This is a genomic window from Pseudomonas chlororaphis subsp. chlororaphis, assembly GCF_003945765.1.
GTDB lineage: Bacteria > Pseudomonadota > Gammaproteobacteria > Pseudomonadales > Pseudomonadaceae > Aquipseudomonas > Aquipseudomonas chlororaphis.
In genome coordinates, this window is sequence record NZ_CP027712.1 from 2,024,627 (window position 1) to 2,041,671 (window position 17,045).

Consider the following 17,045-nt stretch of genomic DNA (forward strand, 5'->3'; position numbering starts at 1 on the left):
GGAGAGCAGCATGAGTGGTCCGGGCAAAGCCAACGATCTGTTGGCGCAGATTCCCAAGGCGCAGAAGGGCTTGCCGCCGGTCCACCTGTGGAATCCCGACTTCTGTGGCGATATCGACATGCGTATCGCCCGCGACGGCACCTGGTACTACTTGGGTACCCCCATTGGCCGCAAACCCATGGTCAAGTTGTTCTCCACCATTATTCGCCGCGACGGCGATGACTACTTCCTGATCACCCCAGTGGAAAAGGTCGGCATCAAGGTCGATGACACGCCTTTTGTCGCCGTCACCCTGGAGGTCGAAGGTGAAGGCGAGGCCCAGGTCCTGCGCTTTACCACCAACGTCGACGAGCAGGTCAGCGCCGGCGGCGAGCATCCGCTGCGGGTGGTGATCGACCCGCAGACCCAGGAACCGGCGCCTTACGTTCATGTGCGCAGCAATCTGGAGGCGCTGGTGCACCGCAATGTGTTCTACCAACTGGTGGAGCTGGCGGTGAGCCGTCCGATCGACGGTCAGAACTGGCTGGGCGTCTGGAGCGGCGGGGTGTTCTTCCCGATCGGCCTGGAGCCCTGAGCTGCGAAACCTCTTGTTGATCGAATAAATATCTTGCGACGAAGATCCCATTTCGGGTATCAATTTGTACATGATTAGACATGTTCGATTTGACAAGAAAAAACGCGTGGTCGACGAGCTGATCCGACGCATCGAAAGCGGCCTTATGGAGGACGGTTTCCTGCTGCCGGGCGAGCATCAGTTGGCCCAGGAATTCTCGGTGAGTCGTGGCACCTTGCGCGAGGCCCTGGCCGAACTCAAACGCCGCAACTACATCGCCACCCAGAGCGGGGTCGGCTCCATCGTCACCTTTGACGGTGTGGTGCTGGACCAGCAAAACGGCTGGGCCCAGGCCCTGGCGGACAGCGGGGCGCTGATCAACACCGAGCTGCTGCGCCTGGAAGCGGTGCAGCGTCCCGACCTGCTCAGTCGCTTCGGCACTGACCAGTTCATCGCCCTGGACCGGCGCCGACGCTCTACCGACGGCACCGTGGTTTCCCTTGAACGTTCCCTGATGCCTGCCACCGGAGGCCTGGAAAGCCTGCCGCGAGTAGGGCTGATCGATGATTCCCTGACCATTACCCTGGCCGCTTACGGCTATATCGGCGAGCGCGGCGATCAATGGATCGGCGCCGAGCCACTGGGTGAAGAAGAGGCACGACTGCTGGGACGTCCGGCCGGCAGTGTGTTTCTCAAGGCCCTGCGGACCACCTATGACCGCCGCGGGCGTTTCATGGAACAGGTGGAGAGTTTTCTCGACCCGCTGCACTTTCGCCTGCACCTGGAATTCGGAGCGCAGAAATGATCCCGCTGGATCGCGCGCTGGGCGCCTTTTACGGGCTGGCCCTGGGCGATGCCCTGGGCATGCCGACCCAATCCTTGAGCCGACAGCAGATCAAGCAGCGTTTCGGTGCCATCCATCGCCTGGAGGACGCCGGCCCCGATCAGCCGATTGCCGCCAACATGCCCAAGGGCTCGATCACCGACGACACCGAGCAGGCGATCCTGGTCGGCGGCCTGCTGGTCGCGGGCAAGGGCCGGATCGAACCGGCGGCGCTGGCCCACAGCCTGATCGAGTGGGAAGCGGCGATGCAGGCCAAGGGCTCCCAGGACCTTTTGGGCCCCTCGACCAAGCGCGCCATCGAGATGATCCTCGCCGGCCATACCGCGGAAGAGGCCGGGCGCTACGGCACCACCAACGGCGCGGCGATGCGCATCACCCCGGTGGGCATCGCGGCGAACGTCGACGATGTCCAGGGCTTCATCCGCGCGGTGGTGGAAGCTTGCCAGGTCACCCATAACACCACGCTGGGTATCTCCAGCGCGGCGGCGGTGGCGGCGGTAGTATCCGCCGGGATCAATGGCGTGCCGCTGGGCGACGCCTTGCAGATCGGCGTGCAGATCGCCCTGGAAGCGGAGCGGCATGGTCACTGGGTGGCTGGCGGCCGTATTGCCACGCGCATCAGTTGGGCGCGCACCCTCAGCGTCGAAAGCGACAAGGCGCTGCTGGCCGATCTGCTGTACGACGTGATCGGCACCTCCGTCGCGTCCCAGGAATCAGTGGTGGTGTCCTTCGCCTTGGCGCATCAGGTGGCCATCGGCGAGCTGCAGGCGTTCGAGGCACTGTGCATGGCCGCGAGCCTTGGGGGCGACACCGATACCATTGCCGCGATCCTCGGCGCGATGCTCGGTGCCTGCCAGGGGATGGAGTGCTGGCCGGCCGCCTTGATCGAGCAGATCAAGCAGGTCAACGACCTGGACCTCGAACCGCTGGTGCAGGGGCTGCTGGCCCTGCGTTAAAGACTGGCTGCATGGCCAAGGTTCCCACCACCTGTGCGCGAGCCGTCGCTGAAGCATTTTTGCCATGGATAGCAGGAAACGGCGAGGAGTGCCGGGATGTCTGATCGACTTCCGAAATTGCCGACAATCACAACAAGGGCAACAGGAGCTTTTTCATGAGTGCATCGAACCCCGGGCAAAGCGCCGGGCAACTGGAAACCCGCGGCATCGAGCCGGTGCCGGAAGGCGAGTGCAACGGCCATCCGCTGCAACTGTTCTGGGTCTGGTTCGCCGCCAATATCAGCATCCTCGGCTTGCCGTTGGGGGCGACCCTGGTGGCCTTTCGTGGCCTGTCGATCTGGCAGGCGATCATCGTTGCCATCCTCGGCGCCGCCGGTTCGTTCGCGGTGGTGGGGATCATCTCCATCGCCGGGCGTCGCGGGCGGGCGCCGAGCCTGACGCTGTCGCGGGCGATCTTCGGCGTGCGCGGCAATATCGGCCCGACCCTGGTGTCGCTGATGTCGCGGGTGGGCTGGGAAACCGTCAACACCACTACCGCTGCCTTCGTCCTGTTGTCGCTGTGTTCGATCCTGTTCGGCTCGCCGGTGGAAGCCAAGAGTGCGCCGCTGCTGACCCTGCTGTTCATCGGTATTTTCGTGCTGCTGACCCTGGCCGTCTCCGGCCTCGGCCACGCCACCTTGCTGGTGATCCAGAAGTGGGCCACCTATGTGTTCGGCGCGCTGAACCTGCTGGTGGGCGGCTTCCTCTGCGCCACCATCGACTGGAGCGCGGTGTTCAACGCCTCCCCGGCGCCGTTGAGCGCGATGATCATCGGTATCGGCACCATGGCCGCGGGCACCGGTATCGGCTGGGCCAATACCGGTGCCGACATGTCGCGTTACCAGCACAGCAGCGTCAAGGCCTCGCGCCTGGTGGCATCGGCGGCCTTCGGCGCCGGCATTCCGCTGGTGCTGCTGATTACCCTGGGTGGCCTGCTGTCGGTGGGCAACGATGACCTGGCCTCGGCCACCGACCCGATTGTGGCGATTCGCGACATGCTGCCGACTTGGATGGCGGTGCCGTACCTGATCACCGCTTTCGGCGGTCTGCTGCTGTCGAACAACCTGTCGGTGTACTCGGCCGGCCTGACCACTCTGACCCTGGGGCTCAAGGTCAAGCGGGTGTACGCGGTGGTGGTGGACATCGTGGCGATCTTCGCCGGCTCCATCTACTTCATGCTGATCGCCGAGAGTTTCTATGGGCCGTTCATTACCTTCATTTCCTTGCTGGCGGTGCCTCTAACCGCCTGGGTCGGGATCTTCGTGGTCGACCTGATCCACCGTCACTACTACAGCCCCAAGGATCTGCTGGACGTCAGCCCGAGCAGCGCCTACTGGTATCGCGGCGGTGTCGAATGGCGGGCCTTCGGTGCCTGGGCACTGGCTATAGTGCTGGGTTTCAGCTTCACCACCATCGGTACCAGCGCCGAGAACGTCTGGTTCGCCGGGCCGCTGGCCGATTCCTGGCTGGGCCATAACGGCCTGGGCTGGATCGTCACCTTCCTGGTAGCCGGCGGCGTGTATGCCGCGCTGGGCGGGGCCAGGGATCGCCGCGGTGCTTTTGTCGAGAATGCCAATGCCTAGAATGCTGCACACCGGCCAGGTTATCGTCGATCTGGTGATGTCCGTGGAGCGCCTGCCGAGCTCCGGCGGCGATGTGCTGGCGCAGTCCGCCAGCTTCGAGGCCGGCGGCGGCTTCAACGTGATGGCTGCCGCCCAGCGTAACGGCTTGCCGGTGCTGTACCTGGGGCGACACGGCAACGGTCGCTTCGGGGATCTGGCACGTGAGGCGATGCGCGCCGAGGGCATCCGGATCGCTCTCGAGGCCAGCCGCACCGAGGACACCGGCCTGTGCGTGGCGCTGACCGAAGCCACGGCCGAACGCAGCTTCATTTCCTATATCGGGGTGGAAGGCCAGCTGTCGGCCGAGGACCTGGACGGTGTCGCGGTGCAGGCCGATGACTTTGTCTATGTCAGCGGCTACAGCCTGCTGCATGTCGGCAAGGCCGAGGCTTTGCTGGACTGGCTGCTGGCCTTGCCGCAGGGGATCCAGGTGGTGTTCGATCCGGGCCCGCTGGTGGAATCGCCGGACTCCGAGGCCATGCGCCGGCTGCTGCCGCGTATCGATCTCTGGACCAGCAACAGCGTCGAGGCCTTGCGCTTCACCGGGACCTCGACCATCGCCGAAGCCCTGCGACGCCTGCATGACGAACTGTCGCAGGAGGTGTTGCTGGTGGTCAGGGACGGGCCGCAGGGCTGCTGGGTCAGCCAGCATGGCCATAGCGCCCATGTGCCGGGCTTCAAGGTCCGGGCGGTGGACAGCAACGGCGCTGGCGATGCCCATGCCGGAGTCTTCGTCGCAGCGCTGGCGCAGGGGCTGGAACCGTTGCAGGCGGCGCGCCGGGCCAACGCCGCGGCGGCCCTGGCGGTGACCCGCTGGGGGCCGGCCACCGCGCCGGGGGCAGCGGAGGTGGATGCGCTGGTCAATGGGGATAGCGTCCGAGCCTAGGCGTTTGCCGACTGAACGAGAGTGATCGCGAGCAAGCTCGTTCCCGCCGGGAGTAGGCCTGCTCGCGATCCGTGGTTTATCCCGCCTTGCGCAATGCCTCGATCAGTTCCTGCTTGCTCATGGTCGAGCGGCCGCGAATGTTCTTCGTTCGGGCCTCCTTCAGCAGGCTGTCCTTCGTCTGGGTGCTCAGCGACGTCGTGCTGTTGCGGGCATGTCCTTCACGGCTGGCGACGGCACGCCTGGCCGAGGACTGGCGCGCGGCGGTTTTTTCCGAGGCCGGTGTGCGTTGCCCGGAACCGCCAGCCCGTTCCCCTCCACCGGACTGCTTGTTCACCGTGGCCCAGGCGCGCGCTTCGGCCTCGTCCTTGGGCACGCCCTTGGCTTCGTAGCCGGCTTCGATATGCGCGGCCTTGCGCTTCTGTTCGGCGGTGTATTTGGCTTTGCTTCCACGAGGCATGAGGGCTCTCCTTTGGCAATGGGTACCTGAAGTTGGGGCGGGAAAAAGGCCGATAAGTGCCCGGGAATCGACGGATGGGCTCTGGATACCCTGCCAGAGGGTGTGATCGCTATCACAGAAGCGCGGCATTTCGCGCAAGAGGGGTAGGCCAGGGCGGCCCGAGGTTTGCCAGGGCGGGGGAAGTCTCGCACAATGCCTGCCCCGGAAATGGATGTGTCTGACGAGTTGTCAGGCCTTTTCGCGAGATTCTCATGGATGATTCTTACGCCCCAGATCAGGGGCGGCTGATCGACACGGCACGCTGCCGTCAATCCCCTGTTGTGCCCATCCAACCCCGTCACCGGTCTGCCCGCTGCCGTGCGGTTGGTCGTGGCCTGTTTTTAAAGGAATGAACCAATGAATACCCGGATGTTTTTGGCTGCGGCCCTGTTGGGCGGCAGCGTGCTGCTGGCCGGTTGTGGCGACAAGAGTGAAAAGGTCAGCCAGCCCGTCGCGCAGGTCGATACCCGGCAACAGGAAATAGAGAAATACAACCAGTACGTCGGTGCGGCGAACAGCATCAGCGAATCCTTCCAGACCTTCCTCCAGCGTTACCAGCAGTACGAGGTGCCGGCCCTGGCGGGCAAGGCGCCGATCACTGCCTTCAGCATTGGCAACGATATCCTCATTGATCGCCTGAGCCGGGCCCTGGATGGCGCCCTAGCCATCGATACGCCGATCCCGGAAGTGGACCAGGCGGCCCAGGCCTTTTCCGCGGCCCTGAAAACCCTCTCGCCCTTGAGCCATGAACTGCAGAACTACGCCACTTCCAAGGGCTACCTGAGCGACAACGGCGACCTGGCCCGTCGCCAGGGCCAGGCCTACCTGGCCGCCCTGACTGAGGTCAGCGAAAAGGAGCAGGACTTCTACGCCGGCCTTGGGGCGCGTGACCTGGCGCTGACCAAGCAGGCATTCGATGAGGCGCCGAAAGACACCGCGGCCTACTACCGTGCCGGGCTGATCTACTACGGCAAACTCAACACCGCGGATGCCGAGACGCTGTTCGCCGAACCGAACGATCCGCAGGCCCTGGCGGCCTTCGAGAAGTCCCTGGCACTGGTGGCCGACGCGGCCGCGGGCTGGAATGGCAAGGTCAGCGCCCAGGCCGCACAGAGCGGCAAGTCGTGCGGTGGCGGCATGCTGGAAATCAATGAGTTCATCGGCCAGTCGCGTTCGATCGTCCGCGACGTCAAGGACGGGGTGTACAAGCGCGCTCCCGAGGGCGCGATGAAGAACCTGCCGGCACACATGCAGAGTTCGAGCATCGTCCGCTCGGCCAACCGCTACAACCGCACCTACGGCAACATGATCAATCGCTTCAACCATCCGACCTGCTGAGTCGGCGCTGGCGGCACCCGCGTCGTAACGCGGGTGCCGGTGGGCGCGAACGAACGCCCCGGTCTTCGATCAGGCGTCCAGCTTGCGGGCCGCTTCCACTCCGGAAGTGGTCAGCTTGATCGGCAGGTTCAGGGCATGTTCGCCCTCCGGGTTGAGGGTGACATGGCCCTCCTTGATCAAGCCGCGTTCCTGCAACATTGCCAGGGTACTGGCCACGACTCTTTCGCCGCGATAGTTATCCAGCACCTCCTTGCCCAGGCCCAGGGTCAGGCCGAAAAACAGCAGGGCATCGCCGAAGCCCGGCGCCAGGGCAAAGCCCAGGCTGGCGACCACCAGCAGGCAGCCGAACAGGGCAATCGAGCGCGCGGCGCCCAGCAGGTCCGACAGGTGCCCGGAGAAGATCACGGCGACCAAGGTGCTGAGCATGGCGACCGAAATCACGCTGCTGGCATCGTGCTCATTGCCACCGCGCGAGCCGATCAGCAGCGAGAGCAGGAAGGTCGAGCCATAGGACAGCGACAGCAGGTAGCTGGCGACGCAGAACAGCCCGAACAGCCTGGCTGGAACCATGGGGGGTGGGGTAGCGCTGGACATGCGCAGGCCTCGTTCTTGTTGGATTCATGAGGCGCCGTTCTACCATGGGCGGTTGTCGCGTTAGTTGTGATCTTGCAGGCTTCAGGATTAGCCCGCAGCGGAGTAAGTCAGCCACCGATCTCGTCGATGAATTCGTCCATGAAGCGCTTCAGGCGGGCATGGCGCACCTGCGCCAGGCGCGCGCCGGTCACGGTCTGGAAACCCTCGGCCAGGTGCAGCAGCTTGGTGTGGAAGTGGTCGAGGGTGAAGTTCAGGTCGTCGTAGCCGCGGTGTTCGGCGTGCGGGTCATGAGGATCGTAGAAGGCTCGGTTCAACCGGCCGCCAACATAGAAGGTGCGGGCCACGCCGAGAGCGCCCAGGGCGTCGAGACGGTCGGCGTCCTGCAGGATCTTCGCCTCCAGGGTGCGCGCCTCGATGGCGGCGGAAAAACTGTGGGCTTCGATGGCGTGGGCCACCGCGGCGATCTTCGCTTCGGGCCAGCCCAGTCGGTGCAGCAGGGCCGAGGCCTTTTCCGCCGACAGGCGCGAGGCCTGGGCGCGCAGCGGTGAGCTCTTTTCCACTGCGACGCAATCGTGCAGCAGGGTGGCGGCCAGCAGCACTTGCAGATCGCCGCCGTCTTCCCGGGCGATGCGCCGCGCATTGGCCCACACCCGCTGCAGGTGCGACAGGTCGTGGGCGCCGTCTTCGACGGGCTCCAGCGCGTGGGGCAGCAGGGTGTTGGCGAGATCGGGCAGGGGAGCAAAAGCGTCGGAAGTCATTTCAGCCAGGCAGTAAAAATACAGGCGCACACTGTAGCCGCTGCCGCAGGCTGCGATAAGGCCCGCGGGACCTTCGGGCGTCGATAAAAGTGCCGTGCGCTTCGCGACCGATCGCAGCCAGCGGCAGCGGCTACAGGTATCGGGCAATTCCGACATGGACAATCACCCGTCACGACCTCCAGGCATATCCCTGTGAAATACCCGTGCATGTCCTTCCCCTGTCGATCTAATATGGCCGCCTACCTTCCAACCGAGACCCGCCGATGTCCGTCGAAATCCGTCCAGCCGTGCCCAGCGATGCACCGCAAATCCTTGCCTTCATCAGGGAGTTGGCCGATTACGAACGTGCTCGCCATGAGGTCATCGCCAGCGTCGCCGACATCGAGCGCAGCCTGTTCAGCGAGGGCGCCACGGCCCACGGCCTGATCTGCCTGCGCGATGGCGTGCCGATCGGCTTCGCGGTGTTTTTCTTCAGCTATTCCACCTGGCTGGGCAGCAATTGCCTGTACCTGGAAGACCTCTACATCACCCCCGCACAACGCGGCGGCGGCGCTGGCAAACAGCTGCTGCGGCACCTGGCGCGGATCGCCTGCGACAACGGTTGCGGGCGCTTCGAATGGAGCGTGTTGGAGTGGAACGAACCGGCGATCCAGTTCTACAAATCCCTGGGCGCCCAGCCCCAGGAAGAGTGGGTGAGGTACCGCATGGATGGCGATGTGTTGCGCGCGTTCGCCCAGGGCTGATTTACCCGGCGTTTCTTTCGTGCAGGAGCTCGCTCGCACTAGCAATCCTGATAGCCAACTCCATTCTCAAGGCAGCCCTCGAGCTCAGGGCTGCCGTCGTTCGACCAGGGCTCAGGCCTGCAGGCGCCAGCCCGTCATATGGGCGAGCGCGGACTATAAGGCAGCGTCTCTGGAGCGGACGAGGTTCTTTGCAAAGCTTGTAGAAGCAGCGGGTCGACGCTCGATTGCCCGCGATGATGCCCGCTCTGGCGCTGCATTTTTTTGGACGGGGTACATATCCATTCCTGCGGTAACGGCGGCTTAGGGTTCCGCCCTTACGGCGGGTCACTTTTTTTCAAACGCCAAAAAAAGTAACCAAAAAACGCTTGCCCCTGCGTACGGCCTTCGCTGCGCTCAGGTTCCCTCGCTCCGGCGTCCCTCAGGGGGCATCGACTCCGGTCGGCTTCGCTTCGACCTCCATACGATGTCCTCGACTGCGTCGAGGGGCGCTGCGCGCCATCCCCCTGATGAACGCCTCCACTCGGCCTCCCGATGGGGCGGGTAGATCAAGATCAAAAGCCAAAGCCATGCGCGACCTACCGGTCGGCGCTAAATCTTGTAGCCGCTGCCGAGCCTGCGAGGTTGCGTCCAGCCTGGGCGGCATTGCGTCGCAGCGGGTGCAGGGTCTTGAGATCGCTGGAGGATCTTCGGTCCTATCGCAGCCTTCGGCAGCGGCCACAGTGTCTTATCCCATAATATGGGAATGATATTTATATATTGAGATTTTATTCGAGTCGGGTTTATAGTCGCCGCCATCAGCTCTTACGCACTCACTGCCAAAAACAACTCACAGGTGAAGCGATGCAGGCGCAATTGATCGCGCTCGATTGGGGAACCACGTCCCTTCGTGCTTACAAACTCGCAGCAGGCGGCCAGGTGCTGGAACAGCGCGCGTTGACCTCGGGGGTCATGCAGTTGCCGAAGGTGGCGCGGATGATTGCCGGCCAGCGCTGCGACGATGGTTTTGAACTGGCCTTCGATGAGGCCTGCGGCGACTGGCTCGACGCGCAGCCGGGACTGCCGGTGATTGCCTGCGGCATGGTCGGCAGCGCCCAGGGCTGGCGCGAGGCCAGTTACTGCGAGACCCCGGCGGATGTCGCCCAGCTCGGGCAGGCCCTGGTGACCTTGCGCAGTCGGCGCGGGGTGGACGTGCATATCGTGCCGGGGGTGATCCAGCGTTCGCGCTTGCCGAACGTGATGCGGGGCGAAGAAACCCAGGTGCTGGGGGTGCTGCCGCAGCTGCCGGACGGGGCAGGGAGCGACGTGCTGATCGGCCTGCCCGGCAGTCATTCCAAATGGGTGCAGGTGGCCGATGGCTGCATCGTCCATTTCGACACCTTCATGACCGGCGAGCTGTTCGCCGTGCTCAGTCAACACAGCATTCTCGGCCGCACCCAGGAGCGTGGCGCGGCATTCGACGCCGAGGCCTTCGACCGCGGCGTGCAGGTGGCCTTGTCCGCCGAGGGCGAGATCGGCCCGCTGTCGACCCTGTTCAGCGCCCGCAGCCTGGGATTGACCGGTGAACTCAGCGGCCGCGCCCAGCCGGATTATCTGTCGGGCCTGCTGATCGGCCACGAACTTTGCGCACTGGCTGCCGTGCAGCGGCGCCGCCACAGCGACCCATTGCCGTCGATCGTGCTGATCGGCAATTCCCAGCTTTGCGCCCGTTACAGCCGGGCCTTGTCCGCCTGCGGTTTTCCCCGGGCAATCCTGGCCGAACAGGCCACCGAACGCGGTTTATGGCACCTGGCCGAAGCGGCCGGGCTGCTGACGCGCGTCCCTTGCGTTCACCCTTGAAAAGAGGTCCGACATGCTCAAGCAAGCACTGGCACATAACGGCCTGATTGCCATTCTCCGGGGGCTGCGTCCGCCAGAAGCGGTGGCCATCGGCGAGGCGCTGTATCAGGCGGGGTTTCGGGTTATCGAGGTGCCGCTCAATTCGCCGCAACCCTTTGACAGCATCCGCATCATGCGCGACGCCTTGCCCGCCGATTGCCTGATCGGCGCCGGCACGGTGCTGACCCCGGAGCAGGTCGGGCAGGTCAAGGCCGCGGGTGGCCAGGTGATCGTCATGCCCCACAGCGATCCCAAGGTGCTGCGCGCGGCCAGGGCCGCCGGCCTCTATCTGTCGCCCGGCGTGGCCACGCCGACCGAGGCCTTTGCCGCGCTGGCCGAAGGCGCCGACGTGCTCAAGCTGTTTCCCGCCGAGCAGATGGGCCCGGCGGTGGTCAAGGCCTGGCTCGCGGTATTGCCGGTCGGCACCGTGTTGCTACCGGTAGGCGGGATCACCCCGGACAACATGCAGGTGTTCGTCGACGCCGGGGTCAAGGGCTTCGGCCTGGGCTCCGGGTTGTTCAAGCCAGGGATGAGCGCCGCCGAGGTGGCGACCCGCGCCAAGGCCTATGTCGCCGCCTGGAATGCGCTGCGTTAAGACTTTTTGGCGCCCTCGGCGCTGCATCCGACAAGAGAGACAAGAAGATGAAAATCACCAAGTTGACCACCTTTATCGTTCCGCCGCGCTGGTGCTTTCTCAAGGTCGAGACCGACGAGGGCGTCACCGGCTGGGGCGAGCCCGTGGTCGAAGGGCGGGCGCACACGGTGGCCGCCGCCGTGGACGAACTGGCCGATTACCTGATCGGCAAGGACCCGCGCAATATCGAGGACAACTGGACCGTGCTCTACCGCGGCGGCTTCTACCGCGGCGGCGCCATCCACATGAGTGCCCTGGCCGGGATCGACCAGGCGCTGTGGGACATCAAGGGCAAGGCCCTGGGGGTGTCGGTCAGCGACCTGCTGGGCGGCCAGGTGCGGGACAAGATCCGCGTCTATTCGTGGATCGGCGGCGACCGTCCGGCCGACACCGCGCGTGCCGCCAAAGAGGCGGTGGCGCGTGGTTTTACCGCGGTGAAGATGAACGGGACCGAAGAGCTGCAGTTCCTCGACACCTTCGACAAGGTCGACCTGGCCCTGGCCAACGTGGCCGCGGTGCGTGACGCAGTCGGCCCCAACGTCGGGATCGGCGTCGATTTCCATGGCCGGGTGCACAAGCCCATGGCCAAGGTGCTGATGAAGGAACTCGATCCCTACAAGCTGATGTTTATCGAAGAACCGGTGCTCAGCGAAAACTACGAGGCCCTCAAGGAACTGGCGCCGCTGACCAATACCCCGATCGCCCTGGGCGAGCGGCTGTTCTCGCGCTGGGATTTCAAACGGGTGCTCAGCGAAGGTTACGTCGACATCATCCAGCCGGATGCTTCCCATGCCGGCGGCATCACCGAAACCCGCAAGATCGCCAACATGGCCGAAGCCTACGACGTGGCCCTGGCCCTGCATTGCCCGCTGGGGCCGATTGCCCTGGCCGCCTGCCTGCAACTGGACGCGGCTTGCTACAACGCCTTCATCCAGGAGCAGAGCCTGGGCATCCATTACAACGAAAGCAACGACCTGCTGGATTACGTCAAGGACCCGCGCGTCTTCGACTACCAGCAAGGCATGGTGAAGATTCCCAACGGCCCGGGCCTGGGCATCGAGATCAACGAGGAATACGTCATCGAGCGCGCGGCCATCGGCCACCGCTGGCGCAACCCGATCTGGCGCCACGCCGACGGCAGCTTCGCCGAATGGTGAGTTGATTCATTGCTGATAGGGGCGAGCTTGCTCGCGATGCCGGCGCGGTGCAGCAACCGACGCTATTGCGAGCGAGCCCGTTCCTCCAGGTACATAGCTGCATAGCCCTCAATAACCATAAGAAGAGGCATCCCCATGCAACCGCAAACCTTCACCGGGCAGGCGTCGCTGGTCGCGCCGAGCCGCAAGCGTTTTTTCATCATGGTGCTGTTGTTCATCACGGTGGTGATCAACTACCTGGACCGCAGCAACCTGTCGATCGCCGCGCCGGCCTTGACCCGCGACCTGGGCATCGACCCGATCCACGTCGGGCTGATTTTCTCGGCCTTCGGCTGGACCTACGCCGCCATGCAGATCCCCGGTGGCTGGCTGGTGGACCGCGTACCGCCACGCATTCTTTACACGGCGGCACTGCTGCTGTGGTCGCTGGCGACGGTGATGCTCGGCTTCGCCGCCAGCTTTATCGCCCTGTTCGTCCTGCGCATGGCGGTGGGCGCGCTGGAGGCGCCGGCCTATCCGATCAACAGCCGGGTGGTGACCACCTGGTTTCCCGAGCGCGAGCGTGCCACGGCCATCGGCTTTTACACTTCCGGGCAGTTTGTCGGGCTGGCTTTTCTCACCCCGGTGCTGGCCTGGCTGCAGCATGCCTTTGGCTGGCACATGGTGTTTGTCGTCACCGGTGCGGTGGGCATTCTGTGGGCGGCGATCTGGTACGCGGTGTATCGCGAACCACGGGATTTCAAGGGCGCCAACCCGGCGGAAATCGACCTGATCCGCCAGGGCGGCGGCCTGGTGGATATCCAGCGTGAGACGAACAGGAGCAAGGCGCGTTTCAGCTGGACCGACCTGGGGATTGTCCTGAGCAAGCGCAAGCTGTGGGGCATCTATCTGGGGCAGTTCTGCCTCAATTCGACCCTGTGGTTTTTCCTCACCTGGTTCCCCACTTACCTGGTGAAGTACCGCGGCATGGATTTCATCAAGTCCGGCCTGCTGGCGTCGCTGCCGTTCCTCGCGGCCTTTGTCGGCGTGCTGTGTTCCGGGTTCTTCTCCGACTGGCTGATCCGGCGTGGCGCCTCGGTGGGCTTTGCCCGCAAGCTGCCGATCATTGGCGGGCTGCTGATTTCCACCTCGATCATCGGCGCCAATTTCGTCGAGTCGACGCCGCTGGTGATTGCCTTCCTGGCGTTGGCGTTCTTCGGCAACGGCCTGGCCTCGATCACCTGGTCGCTGGTCTCGACCCTGGCGCCGGCGCGGTTGCTGGGGCTGACTGGCGGGGTGTTCAACTTCATCGGCAACCTGTCGGCGATCGCCACGCCGATCGTCATCGGCTTCCTGGCCAGCGGCGACTCCTTTGCCCCGGCCATTACCTACATTGCCGTGCTGGCGCTGGCGGGGGCCCTGTCCTACGTGCTGCTGGTGGGCAAGGTCGAGCGTATCGAGTTGTAGTGGCGGGGGACGGGCGATCATAATGCCGCCCGTTCTCACCCTCGGAAGGCTGGATATGCAGGACGACGCAGCAAAGACCGCCAAGGATGCCGCCCCCACCGGTACCCAGACATTGCTCCGTGGCCTGGCGGTGGTGCAGGCCGTGGCCAGCGGTGCCCGCGACCTCAAGGAAATCGCCCGGCTGATCGGCACCACCCGCAGCACCACCCATCGCCTGGCCAGTTGCCTGGTGGACGAGCGTTATTTGAGGGTAGTGCCGCAGGTCGGCTACCTGCTGGGGCCGAAGCTGATCGAGCTGGGTTTCCAGGCCCGCGAGGCCTTGCCGTTGGTGACCCTGGCCAGGCCATTCCTCGATGAGCTGTCGGCGTTGACCGGCGACACCATTCACCTGGCAATCCGCGAAGACGACGATGTGCTGTACCTGCACAAGAACCCGGGGCGCAACGGCCCGGAAATGCGTTCGCGGGTCGGCCATCGCATGCCGCTGGCGCGCACCGGGATAGGCAAGGCGCTGCTGCTCGATAGCACGCCCCAGGAGTGGCAGCGTTTGTATGAAGCGAGCCTGCCGGCGGGGGGCAGGAATGCGCTCTGGCCGCAGCACGAAGAGCCGACCTGGGAGCAGTTCCAGCAGCGTATGCAGGACTATGTGGCGGGAGGTTATGCCTTCGACCTGGAGGACAACGAACCGTCGATCCGTTGCGTGGCGGCGCCGGTCCGCGATGCCAGCGGCCAGATCGTCGCCGGTATCAGCATCGCCAGCACCGTGCCGTACATGCCGCTGGAAAAGATGGCCGAACTGATCCCGGTGATCAAACAGGCCGCCGCTGGCATCTCCGCCGAACTCGGCGGCTGACTTATTCCTCTGTAGGAGCGAGGCTTGCCCGCGACGCCGTGTACCTGATGTACCGCGGCGTCCGTATCGCCGGCAAGCCGGATTCCTACAATATTGTGCTTATTGTTTGAGGGTCGCCATGTCGATGACGAAGCGGTATTTCACATTGCCGGCGATCATCCGCGCGTAAGCCTCGTTGATCTGGCGGATGTCGAGCATTTCGATGTCGCAGGTGATGTTGTGCTCGGCGCAGAAATCCAGCACTTCCTGGGTTTCGGCGATGCCGCCGATCAGCGAGCCGGCCAGCACGCGACGGCCCAGTACCAGCTTGGCCGCGTGCACGGGCGGATCCACCGGCTCGATCAGGCCGACCAGGATGTGTACGCCGTCAAAACGCAGGGTATCCAGGTAGGGGTTGAGGTCGTGCTGCACCGGGATGGTGTCCAGCAGGAAGTCGAAGCGGCCGGCCGCGGCCTTCATCTGCTCGGCATCAGTGGAGACGATCACATGATCGGCGCCCTGGCGACGGGCTTCCTCGGCCTTGCTCGCCGAACGGGTGAACAGGGTCACTTGCGCGCCCAGGGCCTTGGCGAACTTGATGCCCATGTGGCCCAGGCCACCCATGCCGAGAATGCCCACCTTGTCGCCGGCCTTCACCCCGTAATGCTTGAGCGGCGAGTAGGTGGTGATGCCCGCGCAGAGGATCGGCGCGGCGCTGGCCAGGTCGAGTTTCTCGGGAATGCGCACGACAAAGTGCTCGTTGACCACGATGCTGTCGGAGTACCCGCCCATGGTGTTGCTGCCGTCGACCCGGTCCGGGGTGGCGTAGGTCATGGTCGGGCCTTCCAGGCAGTATTGCTCCAGGTTGGCGGCGCAGGCTTCGCAATGCTGGCAGGAGTCGACCATGCAGCCGACGCCGACCAGGTCGCCGATCTTGTGCCTGGTCACTTGGGCGCCGACCGCGGTGACCTTGCCGACGATTTCGTGGCCCGGCATCAGCGGGTACACGGCGATGCCCCATTCATTGCGGGCCTGGTGGATATCGGAGTGGCAGACGCCGCAGTAGAGAATCTCGATGGCCACGTCGTCGGGACGCGGGCTGCGGCGCTGAAAGCTCATGGGGGCGAGGGGCGTGGTGGCGGACTGGGCGGCGTAACCGATGGCTGTGTACATGATGAACCTCGCAAAAGCACTGACAGGTGAGGCGGGCCATTCTCGGCGCCGCTGCCTGGCGCGAACATGGCGATTCCTCGGCATGTCATGCCTATTCCTCCGCCATCGGCCATTTGCGCGCGGCATTGGCGTGCAGACCTGCGATGATGTTTTCATCCCTTTTTCCGTGAAGTTTTCCCCATGTTGTTGACCCGCCATCTCGATGCCAATGCCACCCTGGTGTCCCTGATCCAGCCTCTTGCGACCCGCGACGGTTTCGTTCCCACGGGGCTGCCCGGGGTCCAGGTGTTGCGAGCCAGTTGCGACGTGGCCCGCGGCCCGCATATCTACGAGCCGAGCCTGATGATCATCGCCCAGGGCAGCAAGCTGGCGTACCTGGGCCCGCGGACCCTGGAGTACGGCGCTGGGCATTACCTGATCCAGGCGCTGTCGGTGCCCTTCGAGTGCGAAACCTTCGCCATGCCCAATGCGCCGTTGCTGGGGGTGTCCATCGCCATCGACCGGGCGCTGTTGGGCGAGTTGGTACTGGCGATGGGCGTTGCCGCGGGGCGCAGTGCCCAGGCGCAGACCCCGGAGTCGATGACCTCGGTGGTGCTCGACGACACGATGCGCGGTTGCGTGGAGCGCCTGCTGCGCTGCCTGCACGATCCTCTGGAGTGCAAGGTGATGGGCCAGGCGCGCTTGCGCGAATTGATGTTCACCGTCTTGCGCGGGCCGCAGGCCGATGTGCTGCGCGCGCTGGTGGAGCAGCACGGGCAGTTCGCGCGGATTTCCGCCTCGCTGAATCACTTGCACGAGCATTACACCGAGCCGCTGAACGTCGAGACCCTGGCCCGTTGCGCGAACATGAGCACCTCGACCTTTCATGAGCACTTCAAGCGCAGCACGCTGCTGTCGCCGGTGCAGTACCTCAAGCGCCTGCGCTTGCTCAGGGCGCAGCAGTTGCTGCTGGGAGAAGGGCTGGGCGTAGCCCAGGTGGCGCATCGGGTGGGCTACCAGAGCACCTCGCAGTTCAGCCGTGAATACAAGCGCTACTTCGAGCGCAATCCGGGGGATGAGCGAGCAGCGTGATAGGAGGCGCTCGTCTGTAGGAGCGAGG

16 protein-coding genes and 1 pseudogene are annotated in these 17,045 nt (G+C 64.5%); 13 read left to right on the forward strand and 4 right to left on the reverse strand.

The genetic code is table 11. The features are described from left to right. Positions 1-10 precede the first annotated feature (10 nt). The 5 genes from C4K27_RS09240 (at position 11) to C4K27_RS09260 (ending at position 4,900) form a co-directional block, all read left to right on the forward strand. Positions 11-574 (forward strand): DUF1285 domain-containing protein, encoded by a 564-nt coding sequence (locus C4K27_RS09240; RefSeq protein WP_053260213.1) that lies wholly within the window; start codon positions 11-13, stop codon positions 572-574. A gap of 70 nt (positions 575-644) precedes the next feature. Further along, on the forward strand, positions 645-1,358 hold the full coding sequence (locus C4K27_RS09245) for a GntR family transcriptional regulator (RefSeq protein WP_007928081.1): 714 nt from the start codon (positions 645-647) through the stop codon (positions 1,356-1,358). Beyond that, positions 1,355-2,353, forward strand: coding sequence for an ADP-ribosylglycohydrolase family protein (locus tag C4K27_RS09250; protein WP_053260214.1), 999 nt, complete (start codon positions 1,355-1,357; stop codon positions 2,351-2,353). Before C4K27_RS09245 ends, C4K27_RS09250 begins: the two co-directional genes overlap by 4 nt. 155 nt (positions 2,354-2,508) lie before the next feature. After that, the gene (locus C4K27_RS09255) at positions 2,509-3,975 is read left to right on the forward strand and encodes a purine-cytosine permease family protein (protein WP_053260215.1); all 1,467 of its coding nucleotides are present in this window, start codon (positions 2,509-2,511) and stop codon (positions 3,973-3,975) included. Beyond that, positions 3,968-4,900, forward strand: a complete 933-nt coding sequence (locus C4K27_RS09260; protein ID WP_053260216.1) for a PfkB family carbohydrate kinase — start codon at positions 3,968-3,970, stop codon at positions 4,898-4,900. The genes C4K27_RS09255 and C4K27_RS09260 overlap by 8 nt, the downstream gene beginning before the upstream one ends. A gap of 76 nt (positions 4,901-4,976) precedes the next feature. On the opposite strand, the gene C4K27_RS09265 is transcribed toward C4K27_RS09260, so the two are convergent. Continuing rightward, positions 4,977-5,357 carry a Rho termination factor N-terminal domain-containing protein gene (locus tag C4K27_RS09265; RefSeq protein WP_053260217.1) on the reverse strand — a complete coding sequence of 127 codons (381 nt, stop codon included), beginning with the start codon at positions 5,355-5,357 and terminating at the stop codon, positions 4,977-4,979. A gap of 396 nt (positions 5,358-5,753) precedes the next feature. On the opposite strand from C4K27_RS09265, the gene C4K27_RS09270 reads away from it, so the two are divergent. Next, positions 5,754-6,734 (forward strand): DUF3829 domain-containing protein, encoded by a 981-nt coding sequence (locus C4K27_RS09270; protein WP_053260218.1) that lies wholly within the window; start codon positions 5,754-5,756, stop codon positions 6,732-6,734. A 69-nt stretch (positions 6,735-6,803) separates the two neighbouring features. Here C4K27_RS09270 and C4K27_RS31360 read toward each other — a convergent pair. Together C4K27_RS31360 and C4K27_RS09280 are read right to left on the reverse strand one after the other, a co-directional pair. Further along, positions 6,804-6,995, reverse strand: a pseudogene (locus tag C4K27_RS31360) (hypothetical protein); the annotation flags it as partial. A gap of 440 nt (positions 6,996-7,435) precedes the next feature. After that, complete coding sequence (locus C4K27_RS09280; protein WP_053260602.1) at positions 7,436-8,086, reverse strand: HD domain-containing protein; 651 nt, start codon at positions 8,084-8,086, stop codon at positions 7,436-7,438. Between the two features lie 263 nt (positions 8,087-8,349). Here C4K27_RS09280 and C4K27_RS09285 point away from each other — a divergent pair, with 263 nt between their 5' ends. The 6 genes from C4K27_RS09285 to C4K27_RS09315 all read left to right on the forward strand — a co-directional run bounded on the left by C4K27_RS09285 (position 8,350) and on the right by C4K27_RS09315 (position 14,794). Further along, complete coding sequence (locus tag C4K27_RS09285) at positions 8,350-8,829, forward strand: GNAT family N-acetyltransferase (protein ID WP_007928100.1); 480 nt, start codon at positions 8,350-8,352, stop codon at positions 8,827-8,829. A gap of 840 nt (positions 8,830-9,669) precedes the next feature. Next, positions 9,670-10,665 (forward strand): 2-dehydro-3-deoxygalactonokinase, encoded by a 996-nt coding sequence (locus tag C4K27_RS09295; RefSeq protein ID WP_053260220.1) that lies wholly within the window; start codon positions 9,670-9,672, stop codon positions 10,663-10,665. 13 nt (positions 10,666-10,678) lie between these two features. After that, the gene (locus C4K27_RS09300; RefSeq protein ID WP_053260221.1) at positions 10,679-11,299 is read left to right on the forward strand and encodes a 2-dehydro-3-deoxy-6-phosphogalactonate aldolase; all 621 of its coding nucleotides are present in this window, start codon (positions 10,679-10,681) and stop codon (positions 11,297-11,299) included. A gap of 47 nt (positions 11,300-11,346) precedes the next feature. Further along, positions 11,347-12,495 (forward strand): galactonate dehydratase, encoded by a 1,149-nt coding sequence (dgoD, locus tag C4K27_RS09305; protein ID WP_053260222.1) that lies wholly within the window; start codon positions 11,347-11,349, stop codon positions 12,493-12,495. A 135-nt stretch (positions 12,496-12,630) separates the two neighbouring features. Beyond that, positions 12,631-13,941, forward strand: coding sequence for an MFS transporter (locus C4K27_RS09310; RefSeq protein ID WP_053260223.1), 1,311 nt, complete (start codon positions 12,631-12,633; stop codon positions 13,939-13,941). A gap of 55 nt (positions 13,942-13,996) precedes the next feature. Then, positions 13,997-14,794: an IclR family transcriptional regulator gene (locus C4K27_RS09315; RefSeq protein WP_053260224.1), complete on the forward strand. Its 798-nt coding sequence runs from the start codon at positions 13,997-13,999 to the stop codon at positions 14,792-14,794. Between the two features lie 99 nt (positions 14,795-14,893). Here the strand turns inward: C4K27_RS09315 and C4K27_RS09320 are convergent, their stop codons facing one another. Further along, a complete protein-coding gene (locus tag C4K27_RS09320; protein WP_053260225.1) occupies positions 14,894-15,946 on the reverse strand; it encodes an NAD(P)-dependent alcohol dehydrogenase in 1,053 nt (350 codons plus the stop codon). A gap of 180 nt (positions 15,947-16,126) precedes the next feature. On the opposite strand from C4K27_RS09320, the gene C4K27_RS09325 reads away from it, so the two are divergent. Then, on the forward strand, positions 16,127-17,017 hold the full coding sequence (locus tag C4K27_RS09325) for an AraC family transcriptional regulator (RefSeq protein ID WP_007928122.1): 891 nt from the start codon (positions 16,127-16,129) through the stop codon (positions 17,015-17,017). Positions 17,018-17,045 lie beyond the last annotated feature (28 nt).

Bases quoted from the DNA above. Each gene is read 5' to 3' on its own strand.
- C4K27_RS09240 (WP_053260213.1), top strand. From the start codon at position 11: ATGAGTGGTCCGGGCAAAGCCAACGATCTGTTGGCGCAGATTCCCAAG.
- C4K27_RS09245 (WP_007928081.1), top strand. From the start codon at position 645: ATGATTAGACATGTTCGATTTGACAAGAAAAAACGCGTGGTCGACGAG.
- C4K27_RS09250 (WP_053260214.1), top strand. From the start codon at position 1,355: ATGATCCCGCTGGATCGCGCGCTGGGCGCCTTTTACGGGCTGGCCCTG.
- C4K27_RS09255 (WP_053260215.1), top strand. From the start codon at position 2,509: ATGAGTGCATCGAACCCCGGGCAAAGCGCCGGGCAACTGGAAACCCGC.
- C4K27_RS09260 (WP_053260216.1), top strand. From the start codon at position 3,968: ATGCCTAGAATGCTGCACACCGGCCAGGTTATCGTCGATCTGGTGATG.
- C4K27_RS09265 (WP_053260217.1), bottom strand. From the start codon at position 5,357: ATGCCTCGTGGAAGCAAAGCCAAATACACCGCCGAACAGAAGCGCAAG.
- C4K27_RS09270 (WP_053260218.1), top strand. From the start codon at position 5,754: ATGAATACCCGGATGTTTTTGGCTGCGGCCCTGTTGGGCGGCAGCGTG.
- C4K27_RS09280 (WP_053260602.1), bottom strand. From the start codon at position 8,086: ATGACTTCCGACGCTTTTGCTCCCCTGCCCGATCTCGCCAACACCCTG.
- C4K27_RS09285 (WP_007928100.1), top strand. From the start codon at position 8,350: ATGTCCGTCGAAATCCGTCCAGCCGTGCCCAGCGATGCACCGCAAATC.
- C4K27_RS09295 (WP_053260220.1), top strand. From the start codon at position 9,670: ATGCAGGCGCAATTGATCGCGCTCGATTGGGGAACCACGTCCCTTCGT.
- C4K27_RS09300 (WP_053260221.1), top strand. From the start codon at position 10,679: ATGCTCAAGCAAGCACTGGCACATAACGGCCTGATTGCCATTCTCCGG.
- dgoD (WP_053260222.1), top strand. From the start codon at position 11,347: ATGAAAATCACCAAGTTGACCACCTTTATCGTTCCGCCGCGCTGGTGC.
- C4K27_RS09310 (WP_053260223.1), top strand. From the start codon at position 12,631: ATGCAACCGCAAACCTTCACCGGGCAGGCGTCGCTGGTCGCGCCGAGC.
- C4K27_RS09315 (WP_053260224.1), top strand. From the start codon at position 13,997: ATGCAGGACGACGCAGCAAAGACCGCCAAGGATGCCGCCCCCACCGGT.
- C4K27_RS09320 (WP_053260225.1), bottom strand. From the start codon at position 15,946: ATGTACACAGCCATCGGTTACGCCGCCCAGTCCGCCACCACGCCCCTC.
- C4K27_RS09325 (WP_007928122.1), top strand. From the start codon at position 16,127: ATGTTGTTGACCCGCCATCTCGATGCCAATGCCACCCTGGTGTCCCTG.